This window comes from Saccharopolyspora sp. ID03-671, from assembly GCF_045278815.1.
In the GTDB taxonomy this organism is placed as follows: Bacteria; Actinomycetota; Actinomycetes; order Mycobacteriales; family Pseudonocardiaceae; genus Saccharopolyspora; species Saccharopolyspora ipomoeae.
Genome location: NZ_CP134054.1, coordinates 1,127,487 through 1,149,249, shown reverse-complemented (window position 1 = coordinate 1,149,249; position 21,763 = coordinate 1,127,487). Strand labels below are relative to the sequence as shown.

The 21,763-nt window shown below is 70.1% G+C and carries 17 protein-coding genes; 13 read left to right on the top strand and 4 right to left on the bottom strand.

Annotation, left to right across the window (positions count from 1 at the left end):
- Window positions 1-64 precede the first annotated feature (64 nt).
- A complete protein-coding gene (locus REH65_RS05410) occupies window positions 65-1,279 on the top strand; it encodes a PucR family transcriptional regulator (protein WP_406691527.1) in 1,215 nt (404 codons plus the stop codon).
- On the opposite strand, the gene REH65_RS05405 is transcribed toward REH65_RS05410, so the two are convergent.
- Window positions 1,264-3,483, bottom strand: coding sequence for a GH92 family glycosyl hydrolase (locus REH65_RS05405; protein WP_406691526.1), 2,220 nt, complete (start codon window positions 3,481-3,483; stop codon window positions 1,264-1,266). The genes REH65_RS05410 and REH65_RS05405 overlap by 16 nt on opposite strands.
- Before the next feature lie 431 nt (window positions 3,484-3,914).
- Here REH65_RS05405 and REH65_RS05400 point away from each other — a divergent pair, with 431 nt between their 5' ends.
- The 4 genes from REH65_RS05400 to REH65_RS05385 are packed head-to-tail and all read left to right on the top strand — an operon-like array spanning window position 3,915 to window position 7,559.
- The gene (locus REH65_RS05400; RefSeq protein WP_406691525.1) at window positions 3,915-6,182 is read left to right on the top strand and encodes a nitrate- and nitrite sensing domain-containing protein; all 2,268 of its coding nucleotides are present in this window, start codon (window positions 3,915-3,917) and stop codon (window positions 6,180-6,182) included.
- Window positions 6,183-6,187: 5 nt separating this feature from the next.
- Window positions 6,188-6,607: a roadblock/LC7 domain-containing protein gene (locus REH65_RS05395; RefSeq protein WP_281455547.1), complete on the top strand. Its 420-nt coding sequence runs from the start codon at window positions 6,188-6,190 to the stop codon at window positions 6,605-6,607.
- A 3-nt stretch (window positions 6,608-6,610) separates the two neighbouring features.
- Complete coding sequence (locus REH65_RS05390) at window positions 6,611-6,982, top strand: DUF742 domain-containing protein (protein WP_281455546.1); 372 nt, start codon at window positions 6,611-6,613, stop codon at window positions 6,980-6,982.
- Complete coding sequence (locus REH65_RS05385) at window positions 6,966-7,559, top strand: GTP-binding protein (protein WP_406691524.1); 594 nt, start codon at window positions 6,966-6,968, stop codon at window positions 7,557-7,559. Before REH65_RS05390 ends, REH65_RS05385 begins: the two co-directional genes overlap by 17 nt.
- Here the strand turns inward: REH65_RS05385 and REH65_RS05380 are convergent.
- Window positions 7,513-8,895: a flavin-containing monooxygenase gene (locus tag REH65_RS05380; RefSeq protein ID WP_406691523.1), complete on the bottom strand. Its 1,383-nt coding sequence runs from the start codon at window positions 8,893-8,895 to the stop codon at window positions 7,513-7,515. The two genes, REH65_RS05385 and REH65_RS05380, sit on opposite strands and share 47 nt — an antisense overlap.
- 226 nt (window positions 8,896-9,121) lie before the next feature.
- Here REH65_RS05380 and REH65_RS05375 point away from each other — a divergent pair, with 226 nt between their 5' ends.
- The 8 genes from REH65_RS05375 to REH65_RS05340 all read left to right on the top strand — a co-directional run bounded on the left by REH65_RS05375 (window position 9,122) and on the right by REH65_RS05340 (window position 18,170).
- Window positions 9,122-10,216, top strand: coding sequence for a tryptophan dimethylallyltransferase family protein (locus REH65_RS05375; RefSeq protein ID WP_406691522.1), 1,095 nt, complete (start codon window positions 9,122-9,124; stop codon window positions 10,214-10,216).
- Between the two features lie 67 nt (window positions 10,217-10,283).
- Window positions 10,284-11,576: an aspartate aminotransferase family protein gene (locus REH65_RS05370; protein ID WP_406691521.1), complete on the top strand. Its 1,293-nt coding sequence runs from the start codon at window positions 10,284-10,286 to the stop codon at window positions 11,574-11,576.
- A gap of 103 nt (window positions 11,577-11,679) precedes the next feature.
- Window positions 11,680-12,114, top strand: a complete 435-nt coding sequence (locus tag REH65_RS05365) for a lipopolysaccharide assembly LapA domain-containing protein (protein WP_406691520.1) — start codon at window positions 11,680-11,682, stop codon at window positions 12,112-12,114.
- Between the two features lie 335 nt (window positions 12,115-12,449).
- Complete coding sequence (locus tag REH65_RS05360; protein ID WP_406691519.1) at window positions 12,450-13,961, top strand: sodium:solute symporter family protein; 1,512 nt, start codon at window positions 12,450-12,452, stop codon at window positions 13,959-13,961.
- Window positions 13,962-14,275: 314 nt separating this feature from the next.
- A complete protein-coding gene (locus REH65_RS05355) occupies window positions 14,276-16,711 on the top strand; it encodes a nitrate- and nitrite sensing domain-containing protein (protein WP_406691518.1) in 2,436 nt (811 codons plus the stop codon).
- A gap of 37 nt (window positions 16,712-16,748) precedes the next feature.
- On the top strand, window positions 16,749-17,165 hold the full coding sequence (locus REH65_RS05350) for a roadblock/LC7 domain-containing protein (protein ID WP_093421907.1): 417 nt from the start codon (window positions 16,749-16,751) through the stop codon (window positions 17,163-17,165).
- A gap of 2 nt (window positions 17,166-17,167) precedes the next feature.
- Complete coding sequence (locus REH65_RS05345) at window positions 17,168-17,533, top strand: DUF742 domain-containing protein (RefSeq protein WP_406691517.1); 366 nt, start codon at window positions 17,168-17,170, stop codon at window positions 17,531-17,533.
- An 88-nt stretch (window positions 17,534-17,621) separates the two neighbouring features.
- A complete protein-coding gene (locus tag REH65_RS05340; RefSeq protein ID WP_406693091.1) occupies window positions 17,622-18,170 on the top strand; it encodes a GTP-binding protein in 549 nt (182 codons plus the stop codon).
- A gap of 42 nt (window positions 18,171-18,212) precedes the next feature.
- On the opposite strand, the gene REH65_RS05335 is transcribed toward REH65_RS05340, so the two are convergent.
- Together REH65_RS05335 and REH65_RS05330 are read right to left on the bottom strand one after the other, a co-directional pair.
- A complete protein-coding gene (locus tag REH65_RS05335; RefSeq protein ID WP_406691516.1) occupies window positions 18,213-19,586 on the bottom strand; it encodes a tryptophanase in 1,374 nt (457 codons plus the stop codon).
- A 19-nt stretch (window positions 19,587-19,605) separates the two neighbouring features.
- The gene (locus REH65_RS05330) at window positions 19,606-20,562 is read right to left on the bottom strand and encodes a tryptophan dimethylallyltransferase family protein (protein ID WP_406691515.1); all 957 of its coding nucleotides are present in this window, start codon (window positions 20,560-20,562) and stop codon (window positions 19,606-19,608) included.
- Window positions 20,563-21,763: the final 1,201 nt, after the last annotated feature.

Here is a 21,763-nt window from a genome sequence, read left to right as displayed (position 1 = left end):
AAACGGGATCAAGTGGGGCATAGTGCCAGCCGTGACTCCGTCGTGGCCCTGCCCTTCCGCTCGGGTGCGGGAGTTGATCCGGCTCGGGGCGGAGGCGGCGTTGAAGCCGCCCGCGAGGTGGGCGGACGAGCTGCACGCCGCCGTCCTCGACGCCGACCGCACCCAGGCCATCGCCGCCGACCCGGTGCTCGCCGACGAGCTGCGGCAGACCAACGTCGACAACGTCGTGCACTGGGCGGCGGCCAACGTCCAGGACCCCGGTTGCCGGGTCCCGCCCCACCTGGGCACCCAAGCCCTCGACACCGCCCGCGACCTGGTGCGCCGCGGCCTCGACGCGCACGCCCTGGACACCTACCGGGCCGGGCAGAACGTCGCCTGGCGGTTCTGGATGGAGATCTGCTTCTCGCTCACCACCGACCCCGGCGAGCTGCGCGAACTCCTCGAGATCACGGCGCTGTCGATCTCGACCTACGTCAACGACACCATCGCCGGCATCAGCGAGCGGATGCAGGAGGAGCTCGACACCCTCACCCGAGGCACCAACGCGGATCGCCGGGCCGCCGTCACCCTCATCCTCGAAGGGTCCCCGATCAGCGCGCGCCGAGCCGAGCTCAAGCTCGGCTACGGGCTGACCGGTCCGCACACCGCCGCCGTGGTCTGGAGCACCACCGGGGCGGGTCTGGAGGAGCTGGAGAGCGCCGCCGAAGAACTGGTGCGCCTCACCGGCGCCGGCCGGCGGCTGACCGTGGTGGCCACCGCGGCCACCCTGTGGATCTGGTTGCCGGTGACGACCACCGCGTGCATCGAGGAGCTGTCCGAGCGGCTGGGCTCCCGGCCGGACGTGCGCGTGTCGATCGGACGCCCCGGCCGCGGAGTGGACGGATTCCGCCGCAGCCACCTCGACGCCCTCACCGCGCAGCGGATGCTGGCCCGGCTCGGCTCCTGCAAGCAGGTCGCCCGCTACGAGGACGTCCAACTGGTCGCGCTGATGACCGCCGGCCCCGCCCAAGCCGACGAGTTCGTCGCCGAGGTGCTCGGGGAGCTCCGCGACGCCGATCCGGAGATGCGCCAGGTCGTGCGCACCTACATCCGCGAGCAGTGCAACGCCTCCCGCACCGCCGAACGCCTCTACACCCACCGCAACACCGTGCTGCGCCGCCTCGCCCGCGCCGACGACCTGCTGCCGCGCCCCCTGGCGGAGGACGTGGTCGGTGTCGGCGCCGCGCTGGAAGTGCTGCGCTGGCGCGACGCCGACACCGGTCCTCAGCTCTCGTCGTAGGACGGGGGCGCGTCCTGCGGGGCGGTGCCCCAGGTGGGGTCGGGTTCGGTGCCGAGGGTGAAGTCGAGGGTGCCGCCCGAGGCGACGAAGTCCTCGCCGACCCACGGTTTCGAGCTCTCGGCGCCGTTGACCGCGAGGCCGCGCACGAAGGGCGCGCCCGGTTCGGCCTCGGGGGCGGTGATGTCGATGACCGTGCCGTTGCCCCGGTCGATGCGGACCGAGGAGAAGATCGGGCTGGCCAGCACCAGCTCCGAGCGGCCCGGTGCCTGCGGGTACATCCCGATCGAGGCCCACACCGACCACGACGACATCTGGCCCAGGTCGTCGTTGCCGACCTCACCGTCCGGTGTGGACTTGAACAGCGACGTCAGCGCCCGCCGCACCACGTCCTGCGTCCGGTCCGGCCTGCCCGCGTAGGCGTAGGCCCACGGGGTGTTGAGCGACGGCTCGTTGCCCAGGTAGGCGTGCGGCGCGTCCGGACCCGCGTTGAGCTCGCCGAAGAACTCGTCCAGCCGGGGCACCACCTCCGCGTTCCCGCCCATCAGGTCGAACAGGCCGCGGTGGTTGAACGGCACCATCCACGTGTACTGGGCGCCGTTGCCCTCGGTGTACTCCTCGGTCTGCACCGGGTCGAACGACGTGAACGACCCGTCGGCGTTGCGCGGCTGCAGGTAGCCGTTGCCGGGGTTGAACAGGTTCTTGAAGTTCTGCGCCCTGCCCAGGAACTCGTCGCGGGTGGCGGTGTCTTCCAGCCGCCCGGCGAACTGCGAGATCGCGAAGTCGGCGCCGGCGTACTCCAGCGTCGTCGACACCGAGTCGGTGGCGCCCTCCACGCCCGGCGGGATGTGGCCCAGCGAGTCGTACTCGTCGTGACCCGGTCGCTCGTCGTCGTGGGTGGCACCCTCGCGCATCTCGCGCAGCGCGGCGGTCGTGTCGAAATCCGTTGCGCCGAAGGCATGAGCGCTGGCCACCATGATCGGCAGCGGGTCGCCGACCATGACCCCGGTCCCGCCGTTGGCGACGGTCCAGCGGTCGAAGTAACCGCCCTGCTCGGACTGGTTCACCGCCGACTGCGCGATGTCGGAGGCGATGTCCGGCGCGATCAGCGCCACCAGCGGCAGCTGCGAGCGGTAGACGTCCCACCCCGAGTAGTTCGCGTACTGCGCGTGCCCGTCGGCCGCCGTGCGCACCTGGCCGTCGAAGCCCGCGTACTGGCCGTTGACGTCGCTGAAGACGTTGGGGTGCAACAGCGAGTGGTAGAGGCCGGTGTAGAGCCGCCGCCGGTCCTCGTCGCTGCCACCGCCGACGTCGATGCGCCCCAGCATCCCGTTCCACGCGGCGCGGGTGCCGTCGCGGATCTCGTCGAAACCGCGGCCGGACTGCTCGGCCTCGGCGTTGGCGCGGGCGTTGTCGGCGCTGACGAACGAGATCCCGATCCGGCCCACCACGCTCGCCGACTCCGCCGTGTCGAACTGCACGAACGCCCGACCGCCGTCGACCTGGCGGGCGCTGAAATCGCGGTCGAAGGTCGCGTGGAAGTACACCCGGTACCTGTTGTCGGCACCGCAGAAACCGCCGCTGTCGCTGTGACCGCTGATGCTGTTGCGGCCGATCTCCAGGGATCCGGTGGCGTCGTTGAACGCCTTCGCCGCGTCCACCGACAACCCCGCCCGCTGGCCCCGCGGGTAGGTGAACCGCGCGACGCCGGAGCGCTGCGTGGCCGACAACTCGGTCCGCAGCCCGTTGTCGAAGGTGACGTCGTAGGCGCCGGGGGAGGCGGACTCGTCGTCGTGCGAGAAGGAGTAGTCGGCCACCGGGGAGTCGCCGAGGACCGGCATGAACGGGACGTTGCCGAAGTCCCCGCACCCGGCCCCGGAGAGGTGGGTGAGGCTGAAGCCGCGGATGCGGTCGTCGTCGTAGGAGTAGCCGCCGTGCTGGTAGGTCGCGGTGTCCGGGCTGAACTGCATCATCCCGAACGGCGCCACCGCGCCGGGGAAGGTGTTCCCCGCACCGCCGCCGTGGCCGAAATCGGGCCCGCCGGGCTTGGTTCCGACGAACGGGTTGACGTAGTGGGCCGGATCGTCGATCGCCGCGTCGGCCGCCGGGGCCGGCGCGAGAGCGGTCGCCGCGGCCAGAGCGGCCGCCGCGAGTCTGCTGGGAACGTTGGTGCGTCGAACGGTCTTGACGTCGTGCCGGCGTCGCAAAGGAAGACCTCCCGATTGACAACGTTGTCCAGACCAGGATGTCCTCAACGTAGCGACGAGCCGGGAACGGGGCAATATCGGGCGACGATGACAACAGGACAAGCCCGGGTGAAATCCGCACCGACTTTCGTCGGTGTTTTCCGGGGAATCGCAAGAAGAACGTAACCGAAATCGAGTACCGCCGTTCATGTCCGCTTCCGCGCCAAACCGCGTGGGAGATCAGTGATCAACGCCGAAAAGCGTGCTGGTACTGTCCCGGCCAAGCGCGGATGATCATCGGACCGGCGGTGCTGCACGCCGCTCACATTCGGTGCGGAGTTCCCGAAGTCGTGGACGCCCGGCGGAGCGCGCACTCCGCATGAATTCGCGCGAAGGCTGCCGGGGGGCCGGGGCCTGTCTCATCTGAGGACAACCGAAGGAGTGCGGTCGACGTGCGGTTAACCGGGATCAGAACGCGCGAGCCGGACAGGACGAGCCTCCGGCGCAGGATCAGGAACATTCTGATCACCATCGTCGCGCTGTTCTTCGTCGTGGTGCTCGCCGGTTTCGCACCTTCGTTCGTCGACGGGCTCATCGTCCGCTACGTCGCCGTCACCGTGCAGGACACCTCGATCCCCGCCGTCCGCACCTTCACCGCCGTGCAGGCCGAACGCCAGGTCGTGGCACGGGCTTTCGACGGCCAGGCCCGCCTCGACGTGCTGGACCAGCGCTACGCCGCCACCGACCGCGCCGTCGCCGAGCTGTCCGACCGGCTCTCCGACCTGAGCTCCAACCCGGCGGTCCCCGCCGACATGAAGGCCAAGATCGACCGGGTCGGCACGCTGCTCGACCAGCTGCCGCGCTCCCGCCCGTCGACGCCGATCGACCCGGCGCGCAAGACCGAAACCCTGCGCGACTACAACGAGGTCCTCGACGCCGGTGCCGACCTGTTCGACGGCCAGGCCCGCTCCGTCGAGGACGCCCAGGCCGGGCAGGCCGGCATCACCGCCACCGAGATCTTCCGCGCGGGCGACCAGATGGCGCAGACCACGATCCTGGGCGCCCGCGGCGTGGAATCCCGCATGACGCCGCAGGAGCAGGTCGACTTCGCCGTGCTCGTGGGCTCCTACCACGACGAGATCGCCGAGCAGGTGCCGCACGCCTCGCCGCAGGTCCAGCAGCGCTACGAGGAGCTCACCCGCTCCGGGAGCTGGCAGCAGCTGCGGGCCATCGAGCAGCAGATGATGTCCGGCGGCCAGGCGCAAGGCGTCACCACCGAGCAGTGGCACCGGGTCAGCGACCAGGTCACCGCCGAGATCACCGACCTCGCCGTCGAGCAGGCCCGCTACGGCGCCGACCTCGGCCTCACCAACGGCACCAACGCGCTGCTGCGCACCGCCCTGTTCGCCGGGCTCGTGCTGCTGGCCACCGCCGGTGCCGCGCTGCTGATGTGGTGGTTCGCCGGACGTCACCTGGTGGCCCTGGTGCCGCAGCGACTGGTCGAACTGCGCGACGCCGTCCGCAAGATCGCCGACGAGGACGTGCCGGAGCTGTTCCGCAAGGTCGAGCGCGGCGAAGAGGTCGACGTCTCCGCTCCGCTGCGCTCGCTGGACTTCGGCAAGGACGAGATCGGCGAGGTCGCCGACGCGTTCGCCGGCGCCTACCAGGTCGCGGTGCAGGAGCGCATCAAGCAGAAGCAGACCTCGGACGCGTTCACCCGCGTCGTGGTCGGCATGGCCGCGCGAGTCCAGCAGATCGTGCAGAGCGCGATGCAGATCGTCGACACCGAGGAGCGCGAGGCCGGCGAGGCCGCACCCCGCTACCGGGCGCTGCTGGTGCTCGACAGCCTCCTGCTGCGCGCCCGCCGCCTGGCCGAGAACCTGCGGCTGCTGTCGGGCAACCGGCTCGCCCGCTACCACAAGGGGCCGACGCCGATGGAGGTCATCCTCGAATCGGCGCGAGCCGAGATCGAGCACTACGGCCGCATCCACACCCGCCACCCCGGAGCCGTGGCCATCGATGGCCAGGCCGCTCCGTACCTGATCCGCGTGCTCGCCGAGCTGATGGACAACGCCGCCAACTACAGCTCGCCGCAGGGCAAGGCCCGCGTGTGGACCGAGGAGCGCAACGGCGACCTCGTCGTCGTCATCGAGGACCGCGGCCTGGGCATGCCCGGCGAGAAGCTCGGCGAGGCCAACGCGATCCTGGGCACCGACACCGATTTCGCCCTCGGCAGCGTCCAGCGGCACATGCAGCTCGGCCTGCCGGTCGTCGCCCGCATCACGCAGCAGTGGCACATCCAGGTCACGCTGACCGCAGGGGAGTCCGGCGGCATCCGCGCCGAGGTCGCCATCCCCGGCGACCTGCTGCGCGAGCCCGAGTTCGAGCGCTCCGCGCCATCGGTGAGCTCCACCAGCCGCGGCACGCTGGGCAGCGCCACCGCGCTGCTGGCCGAGCCGGTCGAGACCCGCACCCGCCCGGAACCGCCCAAGCCGCGCGCCGAACCGGCCGAGGAGGCTCCGCTGGAGACCTCCCCGGTGGGCCTGCCGGTGCGCCGCCGGGGAGCGTCCGCCGTCGGCCGCGCGCTGGACGAGGAGAAGAAGGCGCAGGCCGAAACCTCCGGCGAGGACACCGGAACGCGGCGCAGCGCGGGCGGCGGCGGAGCGATGGGCTTCGTGTCCGGACGTCAGAACCACGGGAACGACCAGGGTGAGGGGTGAACACAGTGAGCGATAGCCGGGACGACTTGAGCTGGGTGCTGACCGACTTCGCGCAGCGCGTCGTGGACGTGGACTGCGTCGTGTTGTGGTCGTCGGACGGGTTCCCCAGGGCCGCCTCCGAAGGGGTGTCCAAGGAGCAGGCCGAGGACCTCGCCGCGATGTCTGCGTCGGCCTTCAGCTCCTCGAAGCGGGTGAGCGTGATCGGTGGGGGAGGTGACCTGAGCAAGACGGTCATCGAGGGCGCGAACCGGTTCGTGATCCTCGCGCTGGCCGCCGAGCGCACCGGGATCACTGTGTGCGTCGACACCGCAGCCGATCCGCTGATCGTCAACGTCGAGCTGGACCGGCTGCTCGCCCAGGTCGGCGAGCACCTGGTCACCGAGGGACGCGGCGGAGCCGACTCGCTGACGGGGACGAGGCCGTAACCGATGGCCGAGCAGAACGTCCACGCAGAGGACCCGGGAGCGGGCGTGCGCCCGTTCGTCGTCGCCGGTGCCCCGGAGAAGGCCGACCTGGACCTGGACCTGGCGACGCAGGTGGTCGCCAGGGTCGGGGGCGACGGGCACCGCGACCTGTCGATGAGCGACAGCGCCGCGCTGGAGCTGGCGAAGAACCCGGTCGCCATCGCCGAGGTCGCAGGAAGCCTCGGAACCCCGGTGCTGACGGCACGCGCGCTCGTGGGTGCGCTGCTGCGCCGCGGGATTCTCACCCTCGACGGCGAGAGCACCCCGGAAGAAACCGTTTCCGATGCAACACTGGAATACCTACAGGGGGTTCTGGACAGTGTTAAACAGCTTTGAGCGGCCGCCGGTCAAGCTCGTCATCGCCGGCGGTTACGGGTGCGGCAAGACGACCCTGATCAAGAGCGTGGCCGACCCGGACCGCTACGTGCGGCTCACCGACGAGCCCATCACCGACGCGAGCGCCTCGGTGGACGCGCTGACCGGGGTCCCGGAGAAGACGACCACCACGGTCAGCATCGACTTCGGCCGGATCAACCTGAGCAACGGGACCCCGCTGTTCCTGTTCGGCATGCCCGGCCAGTCGCGGTTCTGGTCGGTGTGGGACGACCACACGCACGGCGCGTTCGGCGCCGTGGTCGTGGCCGACACCCGCCGGCTCGACGACTGCTTCTCCAGCCTGGACTTCTACGAGGACCGGAAGATCCCCTACGTGGTCGCGGTCAACGAGTTCGACGGCACCCAGCGCTACCGGCCCGAGGACATCGCCAACGCGCTGCAGATCGACACCGCCAAGGTCCCGGTGGTGAACTTCGACGCCCGCCGGCGCGCCGACGTCAAGGACGTCCTCGCCCGCCTGCTGGAGCACGTCATGAAGCAGATGGCTGCTCAGCAGAAGGTCGGCGCAGGTCAGTGAGCCGGTGACGGCCGGAGGCCGCCGGGACCTCCGCGCGATCGCGGCCCCGGCGGTGCTCCTGCTTGAGACCTCGCACGTAGGTGGGGACGTCCACGTTGAGGGCGTCCTCGCGGCGCTCGGTGCCGTAGCGGCCGGCGATTCGGTCCAGGTGAGCGCGGGACTCGGCGAGCATCTCCCGCTCGCCGGGCAGCGCGGCCTCGCCCGCGATGAGGTCGCCGATCCACTCCGCCTGCAGCTCGGCGAGCCTGGTCAGCGCGCCCACCGGGCGCAGGAACCCGGCGAGGTAGAGCCCCCGGTGGCCCGGCGGCACGACCCGGTGGAACAGCTCCAGCCGCCCCTCGGAGTCGAACGCGACATCGGCGGGCAGCGGCAGTGACATGTCGTAGCCGGTGCAGTAGATGACGGCGTCGACCTCCTCGACGCTGCCGTCACCGAACGTCACGCCCGTCGGCGTGAGCCGGTCGATCCCGGGCCGCACGGTGATCTCGCCGTGCGAGAGGCGGCTCAGCAGCTCGTCGGAGATGGTGATCGGGGCGTCCATCACCCGGTGATCGGGCTCCGGCAAGCCGTAGTCGGCGATGCGACCGCGGGTGAGGTGCAGCAGGACCTCGATGAGCCTGCGCTGGGCCTTGAACGGCAGGAACGACCACCAGCGGCTCGCGGCGATCTCGTCGATCGGCAGCCCCATCAGCGTTTTCGGCACCACGTGCGAGCCCCGGCGCACCGACAGCACCGTGCGCGCGGCCGCCCGGGAGAGCTCGACGGCGATGTCGCAGGCCGAGTTGCCGAACCCGACGACCGCGACCGACTTGCCCCGGAACGAATCGGGATCGGTGTACTGCGCGGAATGCAATTGCTCGCCCCGGAATTCGGCCGAACCGGTGATCTCCGGGTTCGGCATGCGCGGCACCGAGTGATAACCCGAGGCCAGCACCACCTCCCGGAAGTGCCTCGTGCGCACCGATCCTCGCGGGCCCCGACTGGTGACGAACCAGCCGCCGGCCGGGTTGGGCTCCACCCGGCGTACGTCGGTGCCGAACTCGATCCGCTCGGTCAGCCCGTGCTCGTCGGCGAATCGGCGCAGGTAGGACGCGACCTGGTCGTGGCGCGGGTAGCGCGGGAAGTCCTCGGGCACCGGGAAACCCGTGAACCCGGTGACCTTGCTGGAGGTGTTGAGGTGCAGCGAACCGTAGGCCGGGTGCGAGTCGGGGGAATCGGTCGAATCGAAGTTCCACACCCCGCCGACCGCGGAGTCCCGTTCCAAGCAGACGAAATCGATTCCGCGCCGAGTCAGCGAACGCATCGCGGCGAGTCCGGAAATACCGGAACCGATCACGCACACATCACGTTGATCCGCCTGGTGAGAAGGTTTTTCCCCGCGATCGTCCACAGTGCTCATTGGGTCCCCTCCGCGCGCAGCCTATTCCCAATTCGAGTTCTGGATGAGATCGTGTAGAAGGTCCTGAGAGGCGCCATGCCCGCGATCAAGAGTAACCGCGATGCGGAAGGTCGGGGTAGTGCCTACTTCGCGAGAGGTCTCGTCATCACCTCAACGGTGGGGAGTGTTCCCCGCTCATGACATCTCATTCACACAGTTCCTGACCAGCCAGTACCGAACCGCCGCCGAACATCTGGGGTTCTCGGCCTCCGATGTGGAGACCCTGATCACAGAACTCAGTGTGGCGTTGCGGCCGTGGGGTGATCACCCGATCGGCCCTTGTCCGAAGGTTCCCTCTTTTGTTTCAGCGGACGGTTTTCCGGCCGAGATGTCGCTCAGCTGGCGAGAGCGCCGTCCCGAACTCCGCGTCCTGTTCGAATCGCTCGGGGACGAGCCGACTCCCGCGGGTTGCCAACGTGCGGGACGGTCTCTCACCGAGCAGCTGGCCGAGCGCCCGGGAGTGGATCTGCACCGCTACCACCTGGTGGAAGACCTCTTCGTCAGCGAGGACCCGCGGCTGAACCGTCCCACGATCTGGCATTCGCTCGCGTGGCGGCCCGGTGAGTCCACGCGGTACAAGACCTACTTCAACCCGCAGGCCGGAAGCACCGATCCGGCCGACGTCCTCGACCGCACCACCGAAGCGATGGGGCGACTCGGCTTGGCGAGTTCCTGGAGTTCGGTGCGAATGTGGATGCCGGAGATGATGGACCGGGGAAATGAGATCGAATTCGCCGCACTCGATTTGGCGGATTCGCCGAATGCGCGGGTGAAGGTCTATTTCCGCATCAACGCCCGCTCCCTGGAGGACCTCGACGCCGTGGCCTCCTTGGCGAGCGGTCACGATTCCGAGCGGGCCGCCCGGGTGTGGCGGTCCCTCTATCACGGCCAGGACAAGGCCGAAGGGGAGGAACCGATGGTGTGCCTGGCCTTCCGGGAGGGTTCGGCGCAGCCGGACGAGGCCAACCTGTACCTGCGATTACCCGGCAACGCCGAGTCCGATGAGGACGCCGCCGCGCGCACGGCGGACCTCATGCGGGCCGAGGGCCTGGACCCGACGGCGTACCTGGACATGATCGAGGCCCTCGCGCCCCGTCCGCCGTCGGCGATGACGGGGTTGCAGGACCTGCTGGCCTACCGGACCAAGGCCCCGGACAGTCCCGCCGACATCGGCGTGTACCTCCGGTTCTCGGTCTACGACCAGCCGGTGGAACCCTGACGATCGGCGACGAGGAAGGGGTGGTGGCGGGCTGCCGCCACCCCGTTCCCTCCCGTAGCTTCGGGGAATGGACGACCTCGCCACACGTGACCTGATCCGCTACTCCGGCCGCGGCTCCTTCAGCCCCGGCGTCATCGAGCGCGCCGAGGGCGCCTGGGTGTTCACCGAGGACGGGCGCGAGCTGCTGGACTTCACCTCCGGGCAGATGAGCGCGATCCTCGGGCACTCGCACCCCGAGATCGTCGCCACGGTCCGCGACCAGACCGCCCGGCTCGACCACCTCTACAGCGGCATGCTCAGCCGCCCGGTCATCGACCTGGCGCGCCGCCTCACCGAGACGCTGCCGGACCCGCTGGACAAGGCGATGTTCCTGACCACCGGCGCGGAGTCCAACGAGGCCGCGCTGCGGATGGCCAAGCTCGTCACCGGCAAGCACGAGATCGTCTCGTTCGCCCGCTCCTGGCACGGCATGACCCAGGCCGCGGCCAACGCCACCTACAGCGCAGGCCGCCACGGCTACGGCCCGGCGGCCCCCGGCAACTTCGCGCTGCCGGTGCCCGACGCCTTCCACCCGGACCTGACCGACGCCGACGGCGAACTGGACTGGCGCCGCCAGCTGGACCTGGGCTTCGACCTGATCGACGCGCAGTCGGTGGGCAGCCTCGCCGCCTGCATCGTCGAGCCGATCCTGAGCTCCGGCGGTGTCATCGACCTGCCACCCGGCTACCTGGCGGCGCTGCGCGACAAGTGCCACGAGCGCGGCATGCTGCTCATCCTCGACGAGGCCCAGACCGGCCTGTGCCGGACCGGCGACTGGTACGCCTTCGAGCGCGACGGCGTCGTCCCCGACATCCTCACGCTGTCCAAGACCCTCGGCGCCGGGCTGCCGCTGGCCGCGGTGATCACCAGCGCCGAGATCGAGCAGCAGGCCCACGACCGGGGATTCCTGTTCTTCACCACCCACGTCAACGATCCGCTGCCGGCCGCCGTCGGCAACACGGTCCTGGACGTGCTCACCCGCGACCGCCTCGACGTGCGCGCCCGCGAACTGGGCGAACGGCTCAGCGGCGGCCTCACCGAGCTGGCGGGGACGCACCCGGTCATCGGCGACGTCCGGGGCCGCGGACTGCTGGTCGGCCTGGAGCTGACCGCCGGACCCGATGGGGGAGACGTCGACAAGCTCGGCGCGGCGGTGACCCGTCGTTGCACCGAGCTCGGGCTGCACATGAACATCGTCCAGCTGCCCGGCCTGGGCGGTACCTTCCGCATCGCACCTCCGCTGACGGCCACCGAGGCCGAGATCGACCGGGGTCTGGCGATCCTCGACGAGGCGCTGAGCGACGTGACCGGCGGGCGCTGAGGGGGTCGGGCGCTGAAGGATCAAGCGCTGGGAGATATCGAACAGGTGACAGGGCGGTGTGTGGGGTGGGGTGCGGCCCCACGCGCGGTTGATGATGGTCGGTATGTCTGAGAACGGGTCGAAGGACGTGGGAGCCGGGACGGGGTCCGAGTCGGGCGCGTTGGAGCCGACGACGAAGGACGGCACCGGCACCCCGGGCATCACCTCGAACGACGACGGCTCGAAGCACGACACCGGGTCGGTGGAGAAGGCCGGGCCGACCTCCGGCAAGCACGAGCTGGAGTCGTCGCAGAGCCGCACCGGGCTGCTGTGGACGGCGCTGGCCGTGGCCGGTGTCGTGCTGGTCTTCCTGCTCATCTTCGTCGCGCAGAACTTCGTCTCGGTGACCGTGCACTTCCTGGGCCTGCAGTTCAGCCTGCCGCTGGGCCTGGCCCTGCTGTTCGCCGCCATCATCGGCGGCGTCCTGGTCTGGCTCGCGGGCACGGCCCGCATGATCCAGATGCGTCGCGCCGCGAAGAAGGCCCGCAAGCAGAGTTAGTTCGGCTTTCCCGAGGGTGCCGTGCGCCGGGTGTTGTCCGAGGTGCCCGCAGCACCCGGTAGCCCGGTCGCCTCGGTGTTTTCCTTCGCCTCCAAGGCGTTCCGGGCCGGTTGACACGTGATCGACGTGATCTAGCGTCCGGCTCCGGAACTTTTCGAAACAAATCGTTCAAGGCCGCGCGGAATTCCCGCGCGGCCCACCCGGCCCATTCGGCAAGCGCTTTCCCCTTGGTGGCCGGGCAGCACATCCGGCGCATGCGCCCGGGACGACGACGATCCCGCAGCGAGCTCAACAGCCGCGGATGGAAGAGCCATCGGATGTGGAGGGGTGGGCCCGTGCACGCGCTGGACTGGGTCATGGTCATCGGGTACTTCGGGCTGATGGTGGCCATCGGGTGGTGGTCGCACCGCAGGGTCAAGACCGACAGGGACTTCTTCATCGCGGGCGGTCGGATGCCCTGGTGGCTGGCCGGGATCTCGCACCACATGTCCGGGTACAGCGCCGTGCTGTTCGTCGCCTACGCCGGAGTCGCCTACAGCCAGGGCGTCACCGTCTACTTCTGGGGCTTCGCCTCCATCGGCATCGGCGTGGCCATCGGCGCCTGGCTGTTCGCCGCGCGCTGGAACCAGCTGCGCGCCGAGTTCGGCGTGGCCTCGCCGCTGGAGTTCCTGGCCCGCCGCTTCAACGTCCCCACCCAGCAGGCGCTGGCCTGGAGCGGGGCGTCGCTGAAGGTCTTCGACGTGGCCTCCAAGTGGTTCGCGGTGTCGATCCTGCTGGAGTCCTTCGCGGGCGTGCCGATCCTGGTGGGCATCCTCGTCACCGGGGGTGTGACCCTGCTGTACTGCACGGCGGGTGGGCTGTGGGCCGACGCCCTCACCGACTTCGGCCAGTTCGTGATCCAGGGCCTGGCCGGGATCGTGATGATCTGGGCGGTGCTGTCCTCGCTCGGCGGCATCTCCGGCCTGTGGACGATGTGGGACCGGTTGCCCGCCGGGCACCTCTCGCCGGTCACCGAGGACTACACGACCGTCTTCCTGCTGGTCTACGTGCTGGTCAAGACGCTGGAGTACAACGGCGGCATGTGGAACCTGGCGCAGCGCTACATGGCGGCGCCGGACAACCGCGCCGCGCGCCGGGGCGCGCTGCTGTCCTCGGCGCTGTACCTGGTCTGGCCGCTGGTGCTGATGTTCCCGATGTTCGCCGCCCCGCTGTTCGTGCCGGGGCTGGAGGACCCGACGACCTCCTACGCGGCGATGACCGAGAAGCTGCTGCCCGCGGGCATGGTGGGACTGGTGCTGGCGGGCATGTTCTCGCACACGATGGCCATGGTCGCCTCCGACGCCAACGCCATCTCGGCGGTGATCACCCGCGACATGCTGCCGGTGCTGTGGCGCCGGGCCCGCGAGTTCGGCGAGGTCCAGCGGCTGCGCGCCGGCCGGATCGCGACGTTCTCGTTCATCGCGCTGAGCATGCTGGTGGCCACGCAGGCCGAGAGCCTCGGCGGCGTGCTGTCGATCGTGGTCTCGTGGGTCGCCGCGCTGATGGGGCCGATCTCGGTGCCGCTGCTGCTGGGGATGCTGCCGCGGTTCCGGCGCTGCGGTTCGCGGGCGGCGCTGGTGTCCTGGGCGGGCGGCCTGATCACCTACGCGGTGCTCTACTACGGCGTCGACGCCAACGAGACCGCCACCGTGGCGACGCCGATCATGGTGTCGCTGGTGCTGTTCGCGGGTCTGGGCCTGGTGGCCTCCGAGCGCACCCGGGAGGTCGACGACATGCTCGACGAGCTCGACCGCGCCGCGAAGCGGACCGAGGCCCATCGGAGCGGAGTTGGTCCGATTCCGGGGTGATGAGGAGGAAATGCGGGGTCGATTGCCGACAGCCGTGCGGAAATGCGGCCATTCGAGTGATTCCTGCGACGCGGCGAATTCGCGTTCCCAGCCCTGCCCTCGTCCGTTCACACGTTTTGCCGGGTCGTGACGGTTCAGTGGGAAAAATCCCGGAGCAATTCCAGGCCGCTCAGCTGTGGTGGGGAATACCCGCCAACATCCACTATTGAGTGAAGATCATCCGATAGGGTCTCGAACGTGTCGAGGGCACCCGCTGTCGGGTCGCCGGGTGTGCCCCGGCGCGGGCGAAGAACACCGATGGAAAGAACGTGGAAGTGACGACCCAAGACGACTCCTCATCCTCGCCGAGCCCCGAGAGACGACGCACCGGAGGCGGATCCTCGATCCGGTCGCGGCTGACCTGGGCGGTGTTCGTCCCGTGGGTCGTCGTGGCGGTGCTGTGGTCGGTGGGGTGCTCGCTGTTCGCCTTCGACGCCTTCTTCGCCCGGCAGATCGCCTCCGGCGTGCAGCAGATGTCGCTGCCCGCGGTCAACGCGCTCGACCAGGTGCAGCGCGAACGGCTCCGCAGCCTGGAGGTCATCAGCCAACCCGGCGCGGCCACCGACGAGCTGCGCGGCCAGCAGCGCGCCACCGACAGCGCGCTCAAGGAGCTCGACGAGAAGGCCGTCCCGGTCCTGGAATCGGCCCCGGCCGACGTGATCGAGCCGATGAACGAGCTCAACGGCTACTTCAAGCGGCTGCCCGACCTGCGCCAGCGCATCGCGGGCGGGCAGGCCACGGTCGATGAGCTCAACGCCTTCTACAACGACATGTTCGACACCGCGACGCGGCTCTTCGACATCCAGTCGCGGATCACGCCGGACTCCGAGGCGCGCCAGGGCTCGCTGGCAGCGGTCGGGTTGTTCCGCGCCTCGGACATGCTCTCCCGCGAGTCGTCGATGGTGGGCACCGTGCTGGCCAGCGGCCAGCTGACCCCGGCCCAGCACCGCGAGCTCACCGGCTACGTCGTCGGGCACCACACCGCGGTCGAGGCGAACCTGACCACGATGCTGCCCGAGGTGCGCCAGCGCTACCAGGCGATGATCGACAACCCGGACTGGAAGCAGCTCACCGCCGCCGAGGACGAGCTCGTCGCGCACGGTTCCTTCGGCCCGGGCGAACGCCCGCAGCTGCGGGTCGAGGACTGGCGCCGGATCACCAACGACGTCGGCGCCGAGATGTCCAACCTGGTCCGCGCCCAGAGCGAGCAGGTCGCCAACGGTGCGGTCAACCGCGCGAGCAACACCCTGCTGACGGTGCTGATCGGCAGCCTCGTCGCGCTGGCGGTCTCGGTCGGCTCGTTCTTCTTCGCCCGCCGCGTCTACCGCACGGTCGTCGACGACGCGCTGCTCACCCGCCTGCAGGGGCTGCGCACCGAGTCGCTGGCGATGGCCGAGCGGCTGCCCGACGTGGTCCGCAGGCTCCGCGAGGGCGAGGCGGTCGACGTCGACGCGGAGATGGTCGGCCTGGGCCAGTACGGCACCGACGAGGTCGGCGAGGTCGCCCACGCCATCCAGCTGTTCCAGCAGGAAGCGGTGCAGGCCGCCGTCGGCGAGACCCGCGCCCGCCAGGGCGCCCGCGTGGTCTTCGTCGGCATGGCCCACCGCATCCAGCGGCTGCTGCGCGGCATGCACACCACGATCGACCAGCTGGAGCGCAACGAGGAGAGCTCCCAGCAGCTGTCCAAGCTGTTCGACCTGGACAACGCCACCACCCGCGCCCGCCGCACGGTGGAGAACCTGCTGGTGCTCGGCGACCAGCAGCCCGGCCGCCGGTGGAGCCGCCCGGTCGCGCTGATGGACGTGCTGCGCTCGGCGATCTCCGAGATCGACCAGTACTCGCGGGTGGTCATCGGCCACGTGCCGGACGTGATGATCCACGGGGCCGCGGTGGGCGACTCGATCCACCTGCTCTCCGAGCTCATCGACAACGCCACCGCGTTCTCCCCGCCGAACACGCAGGTGCACGTCGGGGCCACCGAGGTCGCGCGCGGCATCGCCATCGACATCGCCGACCAGGGGCTGGGCATGGATCCCGAGATCCGCAGCCGCGCCAACGAGATGATGCACGAGCCGCCGGAGTTCGACCGGCTCGTGCTGGAGAACAACAAGGCCGAGCAGCTGGGCCTGTTCACCGCCGCCCGGCTGGCCTCGCGCCGCGAGGTCTCCGTGGAGTTCGGCGTCTCGGCCTACGGCGGCACCCGCGCCACGGTGCTGCTGCCCAACCGGATCCTGGAGACCGGGCCCGGCAGCGGCGAGCACGACACCGTGCAGGTGCCGGTCAGCGCCGTGCAGCGGCGCCAGGAGATCGCCGGGAACCTCGAAGAGCGGGAGCGGCAGCGGCGTTCGGTCAACCGCGAGCAGGCCGAGCCGGCGCTGGTGCCGCAGCCGCGCGAACTCAGCTGGGACGGGACGATGAGCGAGCAGGCCACCTCACCCGGCTACGAGTGGCCGGACGCCGAAACGTCCGAGCCCGACGCGAATCCTGAAGGTGGCGCGAAACCCGAAGTCGGCAACGGGAAGCGCCCGGCCCTGCCCAAGCGGGTGCCGCAGACGCACCTGGCCGACGGGCTCAAGGACGATCCCGACGCCGAGGAGGAGCAGGTGATCGCCTCGCCGAGCAAGCTGGCGGGATTCCGCCGCGCGTTCCGGGGAGGCTTCGACCGGTCCGACGAACCGGACGGGGATCACCCCGGCAGAAGCGGCTCGTGAGCAGACCAGACGACAAGCAAGTGCAGGTGAGGTGGGCATGACCGAGACGGCTTCGAAACTGAGTTGGCTGCTGGACGATTTCGTGCAGGGCGTGCACGGTGCCGATCACGCGGTGGTGCTGTCCAACGACGGCCTGGTCATCGCCAAGTCCGCGGGGCTGGACCGGGACGCCGGTGACAAGCTCGCCGCGGCGGCGTCCAGCATGCGCAGCATCGGCAAGGGCGTGAGCAAGGACTTCGGCCGGGGCCAGGTCGCGCAGACGCACGTCGAGATGGAGCACGGGTTCCTCTTCGTCTCGGCGGCGGGCAGCGGCGCGTGCCTGGCCGTGCTGTCGGCGGCGGACACCGACATCGAGCTGGTGGCCTACGAGATGGGCCGCCTGATCACCCGCGTCGGTTCGTTCCTGTCGGCGGCGCCGCGAGAGCTGCACGGTTTGGCGGCGGAGAGGACCTGACAGTGGACGAGGCGTGGTACGACGATGAAGCCGGACCGATGGTCCGGCCGTACACGATCACGCGCGGCCGGACACCTGGGCAGCACAAGCACCACCGGCTCGACACCGCGACCCAGGTCGTCACCGTCGAGCCGCGGCCGGAAGCACCGAGGCTGGAGATCACGCCCGAGCACCGCGCGATCCTGGAGGCGTGCCACCGCCCCGTCTCGCTCGCGGAGCTCGCCGTCGCTCTGGGACAGCCGATGGGCGTGGTCCGGGTCCTGTGCGGCGACCTGCTCGATCACGGTGCCGTCTTCGTGCGCACGCCTCGGAGCGAAGTCAGCAGAGAGATCTTGGAGCAGGTGTACCGTGGGCTTTGCAGACTCTAGGGTGGCCGACGCGCGGGCCGGGGCCGATCAGGCCGTTCCGGCGCGGTCCGGCCGGAGCGAGGGGGACGAGGGTGCCAACCCCGCCCCGATACCCGTGAAACTGGTGGTGGCGGGCGGTTTCGGCGTCGGGAAGACGACGATGGTCGGCGCGGTCAGCGAGATCCCACCGCTGACCACCGAAGAGGAGATGACGGTCGCCAGCGAGGGCATCGACGATCTCAGCGGTGTCGAGCGCAAGGAGACCACCACCGTCGCGCTGGACTTCGGGCGCATCACCATCTCCGACGAGGTGGTGCTGTACCTGTTCGGCGCACCGGGCCAGAACCGGTTCTGGCCCCTGTGGAACGACCTGGCGCTGGGCGCGGTCGGCGCCGTGGTGCTGGTGGACACGCGCAAGCTGCAGGAGGCGTTCGCCTCCGTGGACTTCTTCGAGCGCCGCGGCATCCCGTTCGTGGTGGCGGTCAACATCTTCGACGACGGCTACCGGTACGAACCCGAGGAAGTGCGGGACGCGCTGGTGATCCCGCCCGAGGTGCCGATCGTCATCTGCGACGCGCGGGACCGCGCGCTGTGCAAGAACGCGCTGGTCACCCTCGTGCGGCACGCCATCGACCGGACGCCGTCCGACCTGGCGTGAGCGTTGCCCGGGTGCCCGGAAGAGGGCACCCGGGAACGGGTTTCAGCTCAGCGGCGCCGTCCGGCAGCGGAAGTGCCGCAGGATCGGCGGGTTCTCGGTGATCCGGTAGCCGGGCACCGATTCGGGGTTCTTGGCGATCTCGGCCAGGATCTCGCCCACGTACTCCAGGTGGCTGTGGTCGTAGACCCGCCGCGGCAGGGCCAGGCGCACCAGCTCGAACGGCGCGGGCGAGGTCAGCTCGGCGTTCTCGTCCAGCGTGCCGAGGTACAGCGACCCCAGCTCGGCGCAGCGGATGCCGCCCTCCCGGTACAGCGCGCAGGCCAGCGCGTGGCCCGGGAACTGCGCCGGGCCCAGGTGCGGCAGCAGCCGCCCGGCGTTGAGGTACACCCCGTGCAGGCCCGACGGGCGGATGGTGCCCACCCCCGCCTGGTGGGCGCGGTCGGCCAGGTAGGCGGCCTCGTGCTCGCGGTCGGCGAGGTAGGCGGGCGTGACGACCTCCCGCAGTCCCTGCGCCAGCTGCTCCAGCGTCGAGCCGGTGAGGCCGCCGTAGGTGCGGAAGCCCTCGGTGGCGATGATGTCGACCTCGCAGCGGTCGGCGAGCTCGGCGTCGTTGAGGCCGATGAACGCGCCCTCGGGCGACAGACCGTCCTTCTTCAGGCTGGCCACGGCTCCGTCGGCGAGTTCGAAGGCCTCCCGCGCGACCTCCAGCGGGGTCTTGTCCTGGTAGCCGGGTTCGCGGCGGATGACCAGCCAGGCGTTCTCGGCGAACCGCGCGGCGTCGAGGATCAGCGGCACGCCGCGCTCGCGCGCCAGCGCGCTGACCTCCTTGAGGTTGGCCATCGACACCGGTTGCCCGCCGCCGCCGTTGTTGGTGATGGTCATCAGGATCTGCCCGACCCGCTCGCCGTCGGGCCCGTCGAGGACCTGGCGGACGGCGGAGACGTCGATGTCGCCCTTGAACGGGTGCTCGGCGTCGAGGTCGAACAGCTCCGGGCTCGGCAGGTCGCGCGCCTCCGAGCCGAGCCGCTCCACGTTGGCGCGGGTGGTGTCGAAGTGCGTGTTGCTCAGGCTGATCCGGCCCTCGCCGAGCAGGGCGGTGAACAGCACGCGCTCGGCGGCGCGCCCCTGGTGCACCGGGAGCAGGTGCTCGTAGGGCACGACCTCCCGCAGCGCCTCGCGGTAGCGGTAGAACGACTCGGCGCCCGCGTAGCGCTCGTCGCCGCGCTGGGCCCACGCCTGCTGGTCGATCGAGACCGCACCGGTCCCGGAGTCCGACAGCAGGTCGATGCTCACCTTGTCCGCGGGCAGGTTGAACGGGTTGTGCCCGGCGCGATCCAGCTCCTCGACGCGCTGCTCCCGCGTGGTGATCGGGATCGGGCGCACGACGGCGGAGACGTACGGGCGTAAGTGCGGCATGCGGGATGTGCTCCTCGGGTCAGTTCTTCGTCCCGCCGTAGGCCTCCGACGAGGCGTAGACGGTGGTTCCGGTCCGGTCCGGGCTCAGGCGGAGGGAGACGTGGGCGAGCATTCCGGCCTGGGCGGCCAGGTCGCGGTCGGTGAGCGCGCCGATGACCTCGTCGAGCATCGCGGGGTCGACGCGGCGGGCGCGCAGGTGCCTGCGGACCCGCTCGCGGGCCACCGAGTCGTCCGGGACGTAGTCGCGCAGCGGCAGGTAGAGGCTGTAGTTGCTGGGCTTCTCGCGGTCGCCCTGCACGAACGAGTAGCTCGACACCAACGGCCTGCCCGCGAAGCGCTCGGTGCCCGGTGCCAGCAGTCGGCAAAAGTCGCCGACCTGGCCGTGGTCGATGCCGGGGACGGCGGAGGCGGCGTGCTGCACCTCGGCGATGCCCGCGTCGTGCTGCGAGACGTAGATCTTGACGCGCGACTCCGGGCTGCGGTCCAGGTCGAGCGCGAAGAACGTGAGCCGGTCGGCGGGACGTCGCAGTGCGTAGTCGGAGACGGTCAGGTGGGCGCCGTCGAGGCCGAGGCGGGTGAAGGCCTCCTCGACCAGCTCCTCGGCCCGGTCCCGCCCGCGCACGTCGGGGTTGAAGTAGATCTTGAACTTGGGGCGGCCCGCGGCGTCGAAGATGAAGGAGAACCACCAGGAGAACTTGCCCTGCGGTTCGTCCGGGCTGAACAGGTCCTCGACGGCGCGCAGCCGGTCGAGCGGCAGGTCGTAGCGGTCGGCGAGGGCGGCGACGAGGTCCTTCGCGGCCCGCAGGTTCGCGGCGGGCGAGGGGGCGGCGGGCAGGGTTTCGGCGAGGATCCGCAGGTGGCGGTCGCCGCCGTCGTTGACCTGGACGGAGAACTCGACGGGGGTGGCGTCGTCGGCGATGTCCGACGGCCACAGCGGAGGGCTGGTCAGGGGCCGGTCGCGGGCCGCTGCCAGCACTTCACCGAGTAATCGCGCGGGGTCGTCCTGGTCTATTCCGACTGCTCGGCAGAGGTTTTCCAACTGCCTTTTCGTCAGTTCGCCGAGTGTCTCGTCGGCTGTGCTCATCGCAGCCCCTGATCAATCTGACTTCGGACTCCGGCTTTGTGGCCACCGGAAAGTTACGGGCGATCACGATAGTATCCATGATCTTGCTGCTTCGGCGCCACCGGAGTGATCTTGGTGAGCGGTGTTCGGGCGCGAAACTCCTTGTTACATCGAGTAACTGGGCGAAGTGTCCAGGATGGCGACTTCGGGAACGTGTGATCAACAAGGTGTTCACAGAGTGGGTTCCATTTGGTAATGGATCCACAGTGGACTCGCGAATTATCCGTCCGAAACTCATCCGGAAGCACCCCTGCCGACAAAAGCGGACGCGCAATGCCTGGTCAGCCGCCGGTGTTCTCGGCGTCATCGCGTCCGGACACCGGTGTGAACAAAGGGAAACCGGTCCGTGAGTATGATCTTGACGCGGTCCGAGCGGCGGGCGGCGGCGACATCGGGCGAGCGTCCCGCGCCGCGTCCGGCCGGGGTGGGGTTCTGGGGTGTCCGGGTCCGCCTGGCCGGTCGGTGATGGCGTAGAAAAGGCGTGATCGGACCCGCATCGGCGGGTGACGGTCGCGGGTCCGGAAGTGACTCTCCGGTACACTTCCGCGGCCGGGCGCAGAGTTGAGTTGGAGAGTCTCGATGGCACGTGACGCGGACCACGACGATTCCGGTGGGATCTCAGCGATCCTGAACCGGATCGACCCGTTCGCGTGGGTACCGATCATCGCGATGTTGGTGCTCGCGCTGGTGACGGCGCTGGTCCTGGAAGTGCCGTTGCTGGGCCTGATGCTGCTGATCGGCGCTCTGGTGATCTTCGGCTTCGACCTGTGGATCAACAGCCGCAAGAACGCGGGCAAGGCCCCGCTGCGGATGCCCGGCCGCCGGCGTCGCGATGACGACGACTTCGACCTGGACTTCGACCGCGACGACCGCAGGCCCTCCCGCCCGGAGACCTCCCGCCCGGAGCGCGGAGCTCAGCCGCCCGCAGGACGCCCCGGCGCCCGGCCCGGTGCCGCCCAGGGCCGTCCCGGCGGCCCGCAGCAGGGACGACCGGGAGCGGGTCAGGGTCGCCCCGGTCAGCCGCAGCCCGGCGCGGCAGCAGGCAGGGAGCCCC